The following is a 13,863-nucleotide window of genomic DNA, read 5'->3' as shown; positions in this document are numbered from 1 at the left end:
GTTCGGGGGGTGCTATGAACTCACATTTCTGGGGTGAAGCGCGTGCGGTAAGTGCAGTGTTGCTTGCTGTTAACTTCCTTGTCGGCGCAATGCTCATCGCTACCCGTCGCGGTGCCTGGTATCGGTATTGGCCGGCTCGCGATCAACGATCCCGCGCCACCCAACGGGTAGTGGTACTGACATACGGTGGCGCGGGGTGTCTCCTGCTGTTGTCGGCGCACTGGCCGCTGCTGGCATTTCCAGCGTTCGGAGGCCTCGGCGCTACTTTGTTCCTGACGGCGCGACGCCCGGAAATAGGTAATCGTGGGCGGCGCGGAATGAAAGGCGCGTAAGGCCACCGGTGACTTTCTTGGCGGGCACAGGGCCCGAGGCACACGGTCCCCACAGCTCCGCAGTCACTTGATCAATCCATTCTTGACCCACGAGAATCATTGCATCACACAATATCTGCTACTGCCGCTGATCGCTCGGTTCGAAGCGGCCACGAGTCGGCCTCGAAGATGAACGGGCCCACGGACTCCCGGCCGCGCACCGTATTGCCGAATTCCATGCAATTGCGTGGATTGTCCAACATGTGGCACGCGGTCGGGGCTCGGGTCCGTGACGTGCTATCAGGCCCGTGGCCGTACTACCGAGCAACAGATGGAGCATCCGCATCGGTACGAGCCGGACGGACATATAAGTCCTGGGTTGCGCGAGCGACGATCTTCCCGTCCGAATCATAGATCGTGGCAGTATGCGCGGTGATCGACTTTCCGCCGTCGCGGGTGACCTGACGGATCTCCTCGACCTGCGCACGGGTGAGTTCCATTGTGGTGGTGACAGTCCCGCGTCCAGGTGCCAGGAACTCGATACCGGCGGCGGTGTTCCAGACGCGGTATCGATCGCCGAGCTGTCCCTGTGGCATGAGCCCGAAGAACGGGTCGGTCATGGAGAACAGTGTGCCGCCGAATGCCGCCCCGTTGTGGTTGCGGTTCCAGAACCGGACTCGGAGTGCCACCCGGACCGAGGTCCAGTCGTCTGCGACATGCTCGACCCGCACACCAGCGAACAACAACGGCGGATATGCGCTCATGGCATACCGAAACACACGTGCCGAAGGCAGCCGCACCATTTCCCCAATTCTGGCCATACTGAGGCGTCTCCGGCCGGGCAGCTGTGCATTGTGCTGTTGCACAGCAGACTTGGGAGCCACCACGACCATCAGCAGAGTAGTTCAGATCCATAATGTGCGCTACGTTCACCGTAGCTCGCGGATAGCGCCAGCGCTGCCTAGTGAGGACATCGCGGAGGATCGCCGAACGCTGTGGTACCCAGATGCGAAACGCGGCAGCCCACTTTCTGCTCCAAACACGTATGGCGGGTGGAGATTCCGGGTGCCGAACGGGTCAGGCGCGCTGGTCCGGTTCGGTCTCCTCTTGTGCGTCGAGGCTTACGCGCGGCGCTGTGCTCGCCATCCCGCGCGCTGGCGTGAATTTATGGGCGTTGGCTTTGGCCCAGGCTCTGATCGCGTCGCTCTGTTTCGGGTTCATGCGCGGTGTCCAGCAGCCGATTCGAACGCTTTCAACGCCAATTTTCTGGCCGGTGAGAAGCTCTGAGAGCTGTTCGTACTGGGACGGTGTCACGAAGGTCAGGTAGTAGTCTCGGCCGGAATCCAGCGATGCCAAGACAGTGCCGAGGTCGAAGGCGTGCTCACCGATCTCTTCGAGGAACGCTTGGGTGTAACCGACGCGATCGTCCTCGGCATGCTCGGTCTCGAAAGCGGCGACCCAATCCCAGGGCAGCGCCGTGGGATGGGAGCTCAGCGATGTCAACTGCTCGCGGATGGACTCGGGGTCGGCCTCGTGGGAGATGACGGCCATGCCTGCGATCCCTTCCGGAGATTCGGCGTCGCCTGACGATTCGGCATCGGGGGTGAGGAGTGCCCGTTGTTGCGCCATGACGGCCCGCACTATGGAATCGAAAGCTGGTTGCTGGCGGGCATAGTCGTGGCTGTAGGCCGCAGCTTGCGAGGTCTGGCGCACTACGCGGTCCGGCTCGGGTGGGGAAGGCCAGAACTGCAGGAGGTAGCGGTCCAGTAGTGGCTCACCGTCGAGTCTGACGTCCTTCTCCCGCGCCTGGTCCATGCCCTGCGCGCAGTACCGTACCCGATAGTCGAGCCCTTCTCTCAAATCCAATTCCCAGCGGGCTTCGCCTGCCCATTGCACCAGGAAGCTTCGATCCGAGGCCGGGTAGAAGGAGACCTCCACGACGTCTTCCCATGCCAAATCCAGCGGGGGAGCCTGGTCGTGCACTTCGACGGTGAAGCCGACCTCGCCGGTGTGCAGCCCGGTGAGCAGGAAGAGCTTGCCGGGTACCGCGGCGCCGCACAGTCCTGACCGCTGCCCGGCGAACGCGTCGTGCATGCGCGAGTTGATGCCTCCTACAACACTTTCGACATAGACCTGACTGTAGGAGACACCGACTTCCTTCTCTAGCCTGAACACTTCTCACACCATCCCGACCGGCGAGAGCTCGACATCGTCGGGCAGCGTCGTGCGCAGTGAGAGACCAGATGACGAGGCGGCAGTGCTCTCAGCGGGATCGGTGCCGACCAGGTCGAGGGCGAAGGGGGCGACCGATATGTAGTGCGGGCTGGTCCGGGAACAGGTCATGCGGGCAGCGTAGAGAAGCCCACTGACACAACGACTCCCGAAACCTTGCGGCACGAACAATCGGAACCGGTTCACAGAATTCGAACCTGCGCGGTGCGCGCAGGCGGGCACCGCTGCCGAATGAGGTCCGCGCTGATGCGCTGCAAGCGCTCGGAGTCTCGGCTTCGAACGTACTATGCCGCGGACCGCGCTGACCGAGCCGGCGGATGGTAGGCGGGTTTCTGTGGGGAAGGCTCGGAGTCGATCGCCAGTGTCAGGTGGTGTTATCCCATCGGTTCCACGTCGTCGGTGTTCCCTCTCGTGGCTGGGGTGATGTTGGCGATCGCGTGCATCAGCCGTGACGCCGCTTCGCCGGGGTCGTGAATCGATAAGGCCTGGTTGACGATCAGCCAATCCGAGATGTCGTCACCGCGGACGTGCTTGCGATAACAGTTGTAGACCGCGTAGTAGGCGTACTCGATGGGATCGGGGAAGCTCAGATCGCCGTCTTGCAACGCGGTAATGGGCTCGAGATAGCGGTTGCCGATCTCGGCAAGATCCACCCCTGCGCGAGCGCAGTGAAGGGCATCGGCTGGAAGCGTGCTATCCACGGTGTGCCGCATCCCGACAACCGAGTCGCGGTAACGAAGTGAGGCAGGCTTTTTCTGGACGTAGTCGATCCAGCTCGCCAGGGCATCCTCGCACAGCGATAGGTGAACCTGCCGTCGCTGATCGGCCAGCAGTTGGAGGAAGAGTTGGTCCGGCGCCACGAGCGATTCTAACGATCGGTAAGAACCCAGCCGACAACGTGCACGGCGGCGGAGGAGGACCCACGCGGTCGAAGGCCGCAGGGGAAGCCTTCGAAAGGTTAACGAGCCGAGACGGTCTCAGTTCGCCGGATGCCCTGAGCCGAATTGAGCGTGTCGAACTGGACTGGTGGCATGCGGTTTGGTTGATGAGCGAGTGTGTCGGACAGGCCTTCTAGGATCACGTCATGCCCGACCGGTCCATCCAGGCCGTCCTCAAGGACGGGCTGATCAATCACAGCCACATCATCGAAACCACCGGATCGACACTGGAAGCAGACCCGCTGCTCGCGGAGCTGGCCACGCTGATCGAGGACGCCGACGATGCCGACGTGCGGGAGGCGGTGCTGTGGGCACTGAACTCTCCCGAGTGTGAGCACGTCGGCGAAGCACTGCAGTACTTCGGGCACGTATTCAGGTGGGAGTGGCTGCGAACCGAGATCCAGCAGCGTTTCGACGAGGCGACCTCCAGGCACGACCTACGAGCGATGCGCAGCCGGGAATGGGTTCTCGAGGCCTTCGAAGACGATTGGGAAGACCTCGAGCTGTATCCCTCCCTCGAAGCCCGTGCCGCAGCTCATCTCGTGTTGGTGCCCCGAGGCAACGTTCGGTTCTTCACTGGCGCAACACCGGTACTGGTGGTGGCAGGAGCGCCCATACACGAGGCACTGCCTGTGCTGACCATGTCCGACGGTGTGGCCTCGCGATGCGACGGATGGACCCTGCGGTCACTGATGACCGTGTGCGTGGTGGACGGACCGGGCGATCTCGGCTGTGCGATTCAAACCGCGATCGACCCCCGCGATCTACACGACGCGGATGTACACGAAGCGGCAACGTGGTGCGACGACGTCGATGCTGCCGGTGGTGCGCTCGTCATATCGCTGCCGGATCTACCCGCATCCTTTGATCGGGATCGGATCTACTCAGCAGGATTCGCGCGGGGCGGCACGATCCGAAATGCTATCGGAGCGTAGAACAACCCAGCGCACCGCACCACAAACGTCCTGTCTTGCCGCATGTCGCGCTGACCGAACCGGCCAGCCCTGGGCCTGGAAGGTCAACTGGGACTACTGATCCGGGGCTGACCGAACGCACCATATCGCCGATTTCAGGCTCGCATCAATGTGGTTCGGCGACCGCCGAGAGTTGAGCGGGCGGGGCCGGCGGACCGGCACGGTCAGCGTCTCGACGTTCCTGCGACCAGCAGCGCTTGCCACGCTGTCTCCCACTCCTCGGAGGAGACGATCGTGGTCAGCGTCATGGGGTTCCTCGTTACCCCACAGCGCGGCCGATGAGTTTGTGGCTCCTGGCCGGTCAAGGCTCATGACATTCTAGGAAAGGACACCGCCATGTCGGAGCTTCTCGTCGACTTCATCACCTCCCTCGACGGCTACGCATCGGGAGAGGGATGGCCCGGGTTCTGGGGCCTCGAGGGCCCGGAGTACCTCGCGTGGCTCGGCGAGCAGCCCGAGGCCACCCATCTGATGGGAGCGAACACCTACCGCCTCATGTCGGGCTTTGCCGCCGGCGAGGTCCCGAATGGCCAAGACGAGTTCAGGCCCGAAGAAGAGGCGTCCGTCGACGAGCTCACCCAAGCGTCGAAGGTGGTGTTCTCCTCTTCACTCGCGGAGCCACTGACGTGGGCCAATTCCACGCTCGTCCGCGACGACGCCGTCGAGGCGGTCCGCGCCATGAAGTCGAGTGGCGCGGGGCTCCTCAGCACGATCGGCAGCCTGAGCCTGTGCCGATCCCTGCTACGAGCCGGACTCGTCGACCGGTTCCGGGTCGTGATGTTCCCGGTGATCACCGGTGCCACGGGCGCAGAACGCATTTACGACGGCTATCCGGATGTTGCGCTCGAGATGATCGAGCACCGCACCTTCGACGGCGGCATCCAGCTGGTCGAGTACAAGGCCCGGGTGCTCGAGCACCCGCCGCTCGGCGCTCCTGCGTGACGTCGCCCATCCGCCGGTCTGGACCGAAGCGATGCTGAACGCATGAACTCATGAGCCAAGCACCCGACGCACTGTTATGCCGCGGACCGCGCTGACCGAACCGGCCGGCCCTGGACCTGGAAGATCAACCGGGACTGCTGATCCGGGGCCGACCGAACGCGCCGTATTTCCGATGGGGCAGTCCCGATCGACCGTGTGCCAGACGCTGTGTTGTCGATTGTCTGGTCTGTTCGGCATGTGAGACTCGAGCAGTGATGCGACGTGTACGGGTCCTTGGAAGTTGCGGCGCGTATCCGGAGCCAGGCCGGGCGTGTAGTGGATTCCTGATCGAATGGGATGGCTTCCGACTCGTGCTCGACCTCGGTTACGCGACGCTGCCGCGTCTTTTGTCGCATTGCCCGGACGGTGTGGTGCACGCTCGAACCCGACACCGACCTGCGGACCGTGTTCGATGTCTTCGAGTTACCCGGCGCTTATCGAGTCGGTCCGTTCGAGCTCACGGGTGTGCTGCTGCCTCACTATGTACCCAATGTGGGGGTCCGGTTGCAGGCCGGCGAGGTCGCTCTCGCCTATACCGGCGATACCGGTCCAGATCCGCTTCTTGCCACGCTCGGCCGCGATGCCGATGTGTATATCGTGGACGCGACAGACCGCGAAGCTGAACTCCTCCAACCCGATCGGAACCTGCTCACGGCGACCGAAGCCGGATATTGGGCAACCCGTGCGGGGGCGCGCAGACTCCTGCTCACCCATTTCTGGCCGGGCAACGACCGCGAAAAAGCCGCGGCCGAAGCACGATCCGTATTCGACGGCGAGGTAATCATCGCCGAGGAAGACCTCGATATCCCGCTCCCCGCACACTGACCACCCACTCGCCGGGCCTTCACCCGCCTCCACAGTTGACGCTGTGGGGTCGGGTCACGGGGAACACTTCACCACAAGTCGATCGCCGGACAGGAGCGTGCCCGCCTGCTTGACGTGTTGGAGTATCGGCGAGACTTCCATGCTCTGCATTCCCGGGAGGGATCCGATACGGTCGGTGGTGAATTCGAACAGTTCGTCGAGGTCGCGGCAGTGGGCCACCGCATGGAGGTTGTGAGGACCGGAAACGGCGGCGACGAAGGCTATTTCGGGCTCCTGTGCCAGGGCGCGTCCGACGCTTGTGATTGCCGATGGGTGCACTCGCAGCCACAGGTTCGCCCGGGCTCGGTAACCCAGTGCGGCCGCGGCGATTTCGACATCGATATGGACCACACGGCGTTCGAGCAGGGTGTGTAGTCGGCGTGCCGCGCGCCCGGGCGTGAGATCGGCTGCCGCGGCGAGATCAACGAAACCGGCGCGACCGTCCGCGGCCAGGAGATCGAGCAGCTTCTCGTCCTCGGCGGCCAGCCGGACCGGATCCCGTACGACGACAGGGGATTCGGCGAAAGGCGTGCCGGGGTCTGCGAGCATCGCTTCCTGCTCCGGAGTCAGCACACCACGCAACGCCGCCCAATAATGACCGCGGCCACCGAGAAACTGACGCAGTACCACGGAGGCGTTGATGTCGAGCACGGCCGATGTGCGCGGCAATCGCCGCCCGAGAAGATCGTCGCGCTGCTGCTGCGTGCGGGACCGGACCGCGCACGTGATTTCCGAGCCCGCGGCGCCGAGGGAGATCCAGCTGACGTCGTCACGCTGCGCGAGCGCGTCGGCGATGGCGCCGACACTGCCGGGGCGGCAGCGCAATCGCACCATCCACCGGCTCTGTCCCAGCGCCCCCGGATCGACGATGCCCGCGACACGGATCACCCCGTCGGCACACAGGCGCCGATAGCGGCGGCGCACGGCCCCTTCGGACAGCCCGACCGCAGCCGCGATGGACGCGAAGGAGGCACGTGGCGCGGCTTGAAGTGCCCGAATGATTCGCACATCATCAACCTCCAGATCAATGGATTCGGCCACTTTCGCGTCTGTCATGAGCGCAATCGTACAAATCTGAGCATCACACTCGCATCGACGGACGACATGGCGAAAGACTGGACGCACCTCCCGGACGAAAGGAGATGACGCGAGTGTCATCAATCAACCCGGACCGGCAGACCGCCCTCGTCATCGGGGCGTCGCGCGGTCTCGGTCTCGCGCTGGCGACCGAATTCTTCGACAGGGGATGGGACGTCATCGGCACGGTCCGAAACGCCACTGTACGAACACAATTGCACGATCTCGCGGACCGCTCCGGCGGCCGCGTCAGCGTCGAGCACCTCGACATCAACGAACCTACCCAGTCGGCGCTCCTGCACGACCGTCTCGCAGGCCGCGACATCGACCTGCTCTTCGTGAACGCGGGAACCACGAACAACGAACAGACGCCGATCGGTGTGGTGCCGACAGCCGATTTCGTCGATGTGATGATCACCAACGCACTCAGCCCGATGCGCGTGATCGAAGCCCTCCAAGACCTCGTGACCCCTACCGGCCTCATCGGTGCGATGTCCTCCGGCCAGGGCAGCATCACCAACAACACGAACGGTCTGCGCGAGGTCTACCGGGGCAGCAAAGCAGCTTTGAACATGTTCATGCGCAGCTTCGCTGCCCGCGGGTCGGAGACCGACCGCGCATTCGTACTCATGGCGCCCGGCTGGATCCGCACGGACCTGGGCGGGCCGGAAGCGCCATACACCATCGAGGAAAGCGTCCCACCGATCGTCGACGTTCTCTTGTCGAGACTGGGAAAGCCCGGGCTCGAATACCTGGATCGCTTCGGCCACACCGTGCCGTGGTGAGACGGCACGACCGGACCGGACCGTGACGGTAACGTCCGCTTCCGCCACCGGGCCGTCGACGGTCATTTGTCGAGATCAGTTGCCCGGCAAGGTCTTCGGACACACTCCTATGGCTCTGTGAGTGTGTCGGAGGCCTGCCCGTCCGCGATACTGGCTTTAGCCCAGGGTAATGCCGCGTGGCGCGCTGTACGAGACGGCCGGAGCGGCGCCGCGGAAGATCAACGGGTCGCGGGTATCTGGTGCCGGCCGAGCGCACGCTACCAGCCGAGGAGCGAAGATCTGTCGGTGGCGGGGGTTACCGTCGAGCCTGTGTCGGTGAATATCAATGTCTCGTTTTCGATTCGGGAGTTGCGGGTCGAGCGTGAGCGGGCGGGTGTGGCTGTGCTGCTCACCGATGTGCTCGAGAGTGAGGGTTTGAGCAGTGAAGTGTTCGTTACGTTCGGTGGGGACGGGGAGAGCTTGTCCGTGACAGTGGATTCCGACCGGCCAGTGATCTTCAGTAGGTTCTACAGCTGGCAGGACCCGTTCGAAGCGATGCTGACCAGCCGGGTGACCGCTCTCCTGCCGCATGCCGAGCTCGTATTCGATTGGGAGTACGCCGATGAGGACTGACCGTGGAGCCGCTGGTCCCTGGAGCGATGTGCTGCCGGCCGAGGCGCCGGTAGCGCACCGGAACTTGGAGGTGAATGTCGGTGCCCGGGAATTCACCACCCTAACCCGTGACCACCTGCGCTACTGGCTGACCAAAATGCCGTATGTGAACGGCGGACCGTTCATGACCGTGGCGCGAGCCGGGCAAGCCGGTTTCATTCAGACCTTTCGAGACGACGCGACCGGCTACGAGCTCGAGGTGCATTCCGGTGCGGGAGACGGGCAATACCTGCGGACCAGGGTGGACAGCCTCGACCGGGTCGCGCAGTTGATCTGGGATTGGTTGGAGGACGAGCGGGTTCGCCTCGACGAGATCGATTGGGAGCATTGCTCGTTCTAGCGGTCACGCCGACCGGGTAGCTGTCGGTCACCTTCTAGCTCTGGGAGTTTCGATTTTTCTGCACTATCCGCTGCCGGTGCGACACCCCATCGGCCCATCGGAAGATCTCGATCCGCTCCACCGCCACTCACGCCCCAGCAACACACGACTATGCCGCTCCCGTACTGGCCGAACCGGCTGGCGCGGGATCGGCCAAGTCAACTGTCCGTGCGGTTCCAGGATCAGCCGAACACGCACCCGTGCCGATGGCGGCTGCCGACATGTTCGTCAGTACGACATGTGGGCAACTACCAGGCCCATGAGTTCGTACAGCACGAATGCGAGCGGGGCCAGAATCAAACCGGTCATCAACACAAGTCCCAAACGAACATCCTCAATTGCCGATGACCGAGTGGTACCTGAGCGTGAGATTCGGGGGGGTGGATCTGACGCTCAGGTACCACTCGGCCACGCCGTCCATCACGCGCGAGACGACGAGAAGTACACGGCCGTGGCCGATTCGGGCAAATACCCTCGGCAGTGTGCTGATGATCTTTGCCGCGCCTCGGCCACATCCGGCGAACATCCAGAATTGTCGCGTTTCGTGCCGGTTACCCGGTGAGTTGGTAGGTAGTGTCCGCTGCGATGGAGGACTTCATTGTCGAGTTCGTGGCCTCGAGCCTCGTCGAGATCAGCCGAGTGCAGATCGGACTGATCGAGGCAGGGTTCCGGGCGATCCATGTCCGCGGAGATCGGATGGCGACTACGTCGGGCCTGTTCGACGAGTTCTCTGCGGCTTTTCAGTTCCCCTATTACTTCGGTCGTAACTGGGCTGGCTTCGCCGAATGCATGAGCGATCTCGACGAGTGGCTGCCTGCCGGCCGAGCAGGCTATGCGTTGCTCATCTGGAATTCCGGCACCGTATTGGCTGCCGAGAGCCGTGACGAGTTCGCGGTCTTCGTGAAGGTCTTGCAGCACATACGCACTGAGCACGTAGCCCGTACCGGGCTGATCTCCACCGGGGACGGAAAGGCTGTCGTGCCCGATCCGAGGGAGTTCCGGATCGTACTGCACAGCGAGCAGGACGAGGCTACCGCGACCGCCGGAAAGTGGACGGACGCGGGGGCTCGGATCCAGGTCTAACCGAGACTCGCGCTGAACGAACCGGCCAGCGCGGCCTTCGGCGGGATCGGAAGGTGGTCCATCCGAGAGCATCTCGGATGGACGAGCGCACTGAACTGGCTCATTGAGAGCGAAGGCGGTCGGGTATCTGGGTGATGTGCTTCGGAACGCGGGTACGCTTGGGTCTCTCGCTGAATGCTGTTGGTGCCCAAGATACTTCGGTACTCACCGCTCGCGCGGCGAGGTGGGGGAGGGGTCAGGCTACGGTGCGCAGGCGGGCGGCGTTCGCGGAGATATCGTCGTCGGCGGCGTTGGCGGCCAGCTCGGCCTGCACGCGATCGAGGTAGTCGGTCAGTTCGCGGGCGGTGGTCGCCGGGTCCCAGCCTTGGTGCGGGGCGATCAGGGTGGCGATGTGGGTGGCGGCGATTCGGCCTCGGTCGGGGACCTCGATGGAGATTCGGGTGCGGCGGGTGAGTATGTCCTCGAGGTGGAGGGCGCCCTCGTGGGTGACGGCGTAGATGGCCTCGGCGGCGAGGTAATTCTCGGCGCCGGGGATGGGGCGACCCAGTCCGGGATCGGCGGCGATCATGTCGAGCACGTCGGTGATGGCGGAACCGTATCGGCCGAGCAGGTGTTCGATGGTTGGCTGCGGCAGGTGGTGCTCTTGCGCGAGGCAGTCGATACGGTCTGTCAGCTCCTCGTATCCGACGGCACCGAGGATCGGGAGGTGCTCGGTTACCGACGGTGCGACCGCCCGGCCCAGTCCGTGCGCGGCGGCGTCCACTACGTCGGCGGCCATTACGCGGTAGGTGGTGTATTTGCCGCCGGCGATCACGAACAGGCCCGGAACCGGTTCGGCCACAGCATGTTCGCGCGAGAGCTTGGTGGTTTCGCTTGCGGCGGTGCCGGACAGCAGCGGGCGCAACCCGGCGTAGGTGCCGACGATGTCGGCCTCGGTCAGCGGGTCGAGCAGCAACGCGTTCACCCGGTGGAGGATGTACTGGATGTCGGCGCTGCTGGCGGCCGGATGATTCTTGTCCAGCGCCCAGTCGGTGTCCGTGGTGCCGATCAGCCAGTGCCGGCCCCACGGGATCACGAACAGCACGCTCTTCTCGGTGCGGATGATCAATCCGGTGCCGAGGTCCAGCCGCGGCCGCGGCACCAGGATGTGCACGCCCTTGGACATGCGCACCTGGAACGGGAATTCGACGCCGGTCAGCTCGCGCATCTCGCCGGTCCACACGCCGGTCGCGCTGATGACGCTGCGTGCCCGCACGGCGTGTTCGCGCCCCGATTCGAGATCGACGACCTGCGCGCCCACCACTCGCTCGCCATCGCGCAGCAAGCCGGTGACCCGGGCGCGGGTGAGTACCGTCGCGCCGTGCCGGGCGGCGGTGCGGGCGACCATCATGGTGTGGCGGGCGTCGTCGACCTGCGCGTCGTAATAGCGGATCGCGCCGATCATCGCGTCCGGCCGCAGCGCGGGCGCGAGCGCCATGGCACGGGAGTGCGACAGGTGCCGGTGCATCGGCAGCGCGCGGGCCCCGCCCAGGGTGTCGTAGAGGGCCACGCCCGCGCCGATATAGGCGCGTTCCCAGGTGTGCCGCAACGGGAACAGGAACGACACGGGGTGCACCAGATGCGGTGCCAGCCTGCGCAAGAGCAGGGTCCGCTCCTTGAGCGCCTCGCGAACCAGCCCGAAGTCGAGCTGCTCCAGGTAGCGCAGGCCACCGTGGATGAGTTTGCTGGAGCGGCTGGAGGTTCCGGCGGCGAAGTCGCGTGCCTCCACGAGGGTGACCGACAGGCCACGGGAGGCGGCGTCCAGGGCCGCTCCGGCGCCGACCACGCCGCCCCCGATGACCAGGACGTCGATCTCGTTGTCGCCCAGGGCTTCCAGCGCGGCGGCACGGTAGGCGGGATTGAGGCGGGCGGACATGGTGGTGCTCCTGCAGGGGTGGATGCGGGCCGGGTCTGGACATGGCGGCGGAAACCCTTGCGGCACAGTCCGATACGGTGCTGTGCCGCAAGGGCGGGGTTACCGGCTCATCGGATCAGTCCCGCTCGTCCTCGTCGATCCAGTCGAGCGTGCGGTTGACAGCCTTCTTCCATCGGCGGTAGCCGCGCTCGCGCTCGTCCACGCCGAGATCCGGGTGCCAGCGGGTCGACTCGCGCCAGTTCTTCTCCAATTCATCTGTGCTGCTCCAGAATCCGACCGCCAGCCCGGCCGCATAGGCGGCCCCGAGCGCGGTCGTCTCGGCCACCACCGGGCGCGATACCGGCACCCCGAGGAAATCGGCCTGCAACTGCATGCAGAGCTCGTTGGCGGTGACGCCGCCGTCGACACGCAGCACATCCAGGGTCACCCCCGAATCGGCCTGCATCGCCTCCACCACATCGCGGGTCTGGTAGCAGATCGACTCCAGGGTGGCGCGGGCCAGATGCGCGTTGGTGCTGTAACGCGACAGGCCGACGATCGCACCACGGGCGTCGGAGCGCCAGTAGGGGGCGAACAGCCCGGAGAAGGCGGGCACGAAGTACACCCCACCGTTGTCGGACACCTGGCTCGCGAGCGATTCGCTCTGCTGCGCACCGGAAATGATGCCCAGCTGATCACGCAGCCACTGCACCGCCGAGCCGGTCACCGCGATGGAGCCCTCCAGCGCGTACACCGGTTTGTCGCTGCCGAGCTGATAGGCGACCGTGGTGAGCAGCCCGTGCTGGGAGCGCACGATCTCGGTACCGGTGTTGAGCAGCAGGAAGTTTCCGGTGCCGTAGGTGTTCTTGGCCTCGCCGGGCCGGAAGCACACCTGGCCCACGGTGGCGGCCTGCTGGTCGCCGAGCACGCCACTCAGCGGCACCACGCCGCCGAACGGTCCGTCGGCACGCGTGCTGCCGAACAGGCCCGGGTTCGACGACGGCGCGATCGCCGGCAGCATCGCCCGCGGAATGCCGAAGATGCCCAGCAGTTCGTCGTCCCAGTCGCAGGTTTCGAGGTTCATCAGCATGGTGCGACTGGCATTGGTGGGGTCGGTGACGTGGACGCCGCCGTCGATACCGCCGGTGAGGTTCCACAGCAGCCAGGTATCGGTGGTGCCGAAGATCGCGTCGCCGCGTTCGGCGTCCTCCGCCACGCCGGGGACGTTGTCGAGGATCCAGCGCAGCTTGCCGCCGGAGAAATAGGTGGCCGGCGGCAGTCCGGCCTTGTGGCGGATGGTCGCGCCGTGACCGTCGCGCTCGAGGTCGGCGGCGATCTTGTCGGTGCGGGTGTCCTGCCAGACGATGGCGTTGCAGTACGGCCGGCCGGTGTGCCGGTTCCATACCACCGTGGTTTCGCGCTGATTGGTGACGCCGACCGCGGCCAGATCGGCTGCGGTGAGACCGGCCTGGGTGAGCGTGGTCTGGACGACGGCGCGGGTGCGCTCCCAGATCTCGGCCGGGTTGTGCTCGACCCAGCCGGCGCGCGGCAGGATCTGCTCGTGTTCGAGCTGGTAGCGGGCGATCTCATTGCCGCCGTGATCGAACACCATGAAGCGTGTGCTCGTGGTGCCCTGGTCGATGGCTCCGACGTAGCGGGTCATCGGCAGTCCTTTCGGGTGGTGCTGCGGGAAT

Annotated in this window: 14 protein-coding genes; 7 read left to right on the top strand and 7 right to left on the bottom strand. The window is 64.9% G+C overall.

Annotation, left to right across the window (positions count from 1 at the left end; translation table 11 throughout):
- Nucleotides 1-628 precede the first annotated feature (628 nt).
- The 4 genes from ACIP5Y_RS26410 to ACIP5Y_RS26395 all read right to left on the bottom strand — a co-directional run bounded on the left by ACIP5Y_RS26410 (nucleotide 629) and on the right by ACIP5Y_RS26395 (nucleotide 3,403).
- Complete coding sequence (locus ACIP5Y_RS26410; protein ID WP_400353758.1) at nucleotides 629-1,114, bottom strand: DUF4442 domain-containing protein; 486 nt, start codon at nucleotides 1,112-1,114, stop codon at nucleotides 629-631.
- A gap of 274 nt (nucleotides 1,115-1,388) precedes the next feature.
- The gene (locus ACIP5Y_RS26405) at nucleotides 1,389-2,486 is read right to left on the bottom strand and encodes a hypothetical protein (RefSeq protein WP_400353756.1); all 1,098 of its coding nucleotides are present in this window, start codon (nucleotides 2,484-2,486) and stop codon (nucleotides 1,389-1,391) included.
- Nucleotides 2,487-2,489: 3 nt separating this feature from the next.
- Complete coding sequence (locus ACIP5Y_RS26400) at nucleotides 2,490-2,654, bottom strand: hypothetical protein (protein ID WP_400353754.1); 165 nt, start codon at nucleotides 2,652-2,654, stop codon at nucleotides 2,490-2,492.
- Between the two features lie 263 nt (nucleotides 2,655-2,917).
- Entirely contained in the window at nucleotides 2,918-3,403 is a 486-nt protein-coding gene (locus ACIP5Y_RS26395) for a hypothetical protein (RefSeq protein WP_400353752.1), read from the bottom strand.
- A 224-nt stretch (nucleotides 3,404-3,627) separates the two neighbouring features.
- On the opposite strand from ACIP5Y_RS26395, the gene ACIP5Y_RS26390 reads away from it, so the two are divergent.
- The 3 genes from ACIP5Y_RS26390 to ACIP5Y_RS26380 all read left to right on the top strand — a co-directional run bounded on the left by ACIP5Y_RS26390 (nucleotide 3,628) and on the right by ACIP5Y_RS26380 (nucleotide 6,261).
- A complete protein-coding gene (locus ACIP5Y_RS26390; RefSeq protein WP_400353750.1) occupies nucleotides 3,628-4,416 on the top strand; it encodes a hypothetical protein in 789 nt (262 codons plus the stop codon).
- A gap of 375 nt (nucleotides 4,417-4,791) precedes the next feature.
- Nucleotides 4,792-5,397, top strand: coding sequence for a dihydrofolate reductase family protein (locus tag ACIP5Y_RS26385; protein ID WP_400353748.1), 606 nt, complete (start codon nucleotides 4,792-4,794; stop codon nucleotides 5,395-5,397).
- A gap of 405 nt (nucleotides 5,398-5,802) precedes the next feature.
- Complete coding sequence (locus ACIP5Y_RS26380; protein ID WP_400353747.1) at nucleotides 5,803-6,261, top strand: MBL fold metallo-hydrolase; 459 nt, start codon at nucleotides 5,803-5,805, stop codon at nucleotides 6,259-6,261.
- A gap of 54 nt (nucleotides 6,262-6,315) precedes the next feature.
- On the opposite strand, the gene ACIP5Y_RS26375 is transcribed toward ACIP5Y_RS26380, so the two are convergent.
- Complete coding sequence (locus tag ACIP5Y_RS26375; RefSeq protein ID WP_400353745.1) at nucleotides 6,316-7,356, bottom strand: Lrp/AsnC family transcriptional regulator; 1,041 nt, start codon at nucleotides 7,354-7,356, stop codon at nucleotides 6,316-6,318.
- Nucleotides 7,357-7,451: 95 nt separating this feature from the next.
- Between ACIP5Y_RS26375 and ACIP5Y_RS26370 the strand changes: the two genes are divergently transcribed.
- The 4 genes from ACIP5Y_RS26370 (at nucleotide 7,452) to ACIP5Y_RS26355 (ending at nucleotide 10,275) form a co-directional block, all read left to right on the top strand.
- Nucleotides 7,452-8,162 carry an SDR family NAD(P)-dependent oxidoreductase gene (locus ACIP5Y_RS26370; RefSeq protein WP_400353744.1) on the top strand — a complete coding sequence of 237 codons (711 nt, stop codon included), beginning with the start codon at nucleotides 7,452-7,454 and terminating at the stop codon, nucleotides 8,160-8,162.
- Between the two features lie 117 nt (nucleotides 8,163-8,279).
- The gene (locus tag ACIP5Y_RS26365; RefSeq protein WP_400353742.1) at nucleotides 8,280-8,774 is read left to right on the top strand and encodes a hypothetical protein; all 495 of its coding nucleotides are present in this window, start codon (nucleotides 8,280-8,282) and stop codon (nucleotides 8,772-8,774) included.
- Nucleotides 8,764-9,153, top strand: a complete 390-nt coding sequence (locus ACIP5Y_RS26360; protein ID WP_400353740.1) for a hypothetical protein — start codon at nucleotides 8,764-8,766, stop codon at nucleotides 9,151-9,153. The genes ACIP5Y_RS26365 and ACIP5Y_RS26360 overlap by 11 nt, the downstream gene beginning before the upstream one ends.
- Nucleotides 9,154-9,777: 624 nt before the next feature.
- Complete coding sequence (locus ACIP5Y_RS26355) at nucleotides 9,778-10,275, top strand: barstar family protein (protein ID WP_400353739.1); 498 nt, start codon at nucleotides 9,778-9,780, stop codon at nucleotides 10,273-10,275.
- Nucleotides 10,276-10,510: 235 nt separating this feature from the next.
- On the opposite strand, the gene ACIP5Y_RS26350 is transcribed toward ACIP5Y_RS26355, so the two are convergent.
- Together ACIP5Y_RS26350 and glpK are read right to left on the bottom strand one after the other, a co-directional pair.
- Nucleotides 10,511-12,190, bottom strand: coding sequence for a glycerol-3-phosphate dehydrogenase/oxidase (locus ACIP5Y_RS26350; RefSeq protein WP_400353738.1), 1,680 nt, complete (start codon nucleotides 12,188-12,190; stop codon nucleotides 10,511-10,513).
- Between the two features lie 115 nt (nucleotides 12,191-12,305).
- The gene (gene glpK, locus ACIP5Y_RS26345) at nucleotides 12,306-13,832 is read right to left on the bottom strand and encodes a glycerol kinase GlpK (RefSeq protein WP_400353736.1); all 1,527 of its coding nucleotides are present in this window, start codon (nucleotides 13,830-13,832) and stop codon (nucleotides 12,306-12,308) included.
- Nucleotides 13,833-13,863: the final 31 nt, after the last annotated feature.

The organism is Nocardia sp. NPDC088792, from assembly GCF_044750615.1.
Taxonomy (GTDB): domain Bacteria; phylum Actinomycetota; class Actinomycetes; order Mycobacteriales; family Mycobacteriaceae; genus Nocardia.
Note: the sequence above shows the minus strand (reverse complement) of the source record. Positions and strands in the feature narration are given on the sequence as shown.

Excerpts from the sequence above, each read along its gene's own strand:
- ACIP5Y_RS26400 (WP_400353754.1), bottom strand. The coding sequence starts at position 2,654 with ATGACCTGTTCCCGGACCAGCCCGCACTACATATCGGTCGCCCCCTTC.
- glpK (WP_400353736.1), bottom strand. The coding sequence starts at position 13,832 with ATGACCCGCTACGTCGGAGCCATCGACCAGGGCACCACGAGCACACGC.
- ACIP5Y_RS26350 (WP_400353738.1), bottom strand. The coding sequence starts at position 12,190 with ATGTCCGCCCGCCTCAATCCCGCCTACCGTGCCGCCGCGCTGGAAGCC.
- ACIP5Y_RS26410 (WP_400353758.1), bottom strand. The coding sequence starts at position 1,114 with ATGGTGCGGCTGCCTTCGGCACGTGTGTTTCGGTATGCCATGAGCGCA.
- ACIP5Y_RS26390 (WP_400353750.1), top strand. The coding sequence starts at position 3,628 with ATGCCCGACCGGTCCATCCAGGCCGTCCTCAAGGACGGGCTGATCAAT.
- ACIP5Y_RS26360 (WP_400353740.1), top strand. The coding sequence starts at position 8,764 with ATGAGGACTGACCGTGGAGCCGCTGGTCCCTGGAGCGATGTGCTGCCG.
- ACIP5Y_RS26385 (WP_400353748.1), top strand. The coding sequence starts at position 4,792 with ATGTCGGAGCTTCTCGTCGACTTCATCACCTCCCTCGACGGCTACGCA.
- ACIP5Y_RS26375 (WP_400353745.1), bottom strand. The coding sequence starts at position 7,356 with ATGACAGACGCGAAAGTGGCCGAATCCATTGATCTGGAGGTTGATGAT.
- ACIP5Y_RS26355 (WP_400353739.1), top strand. The coding sequence starts at position 9,778 with ATGGAGGACTTCATTGTCGAGTTCGTGGCCTCGAGCCTCGTCGAGATC.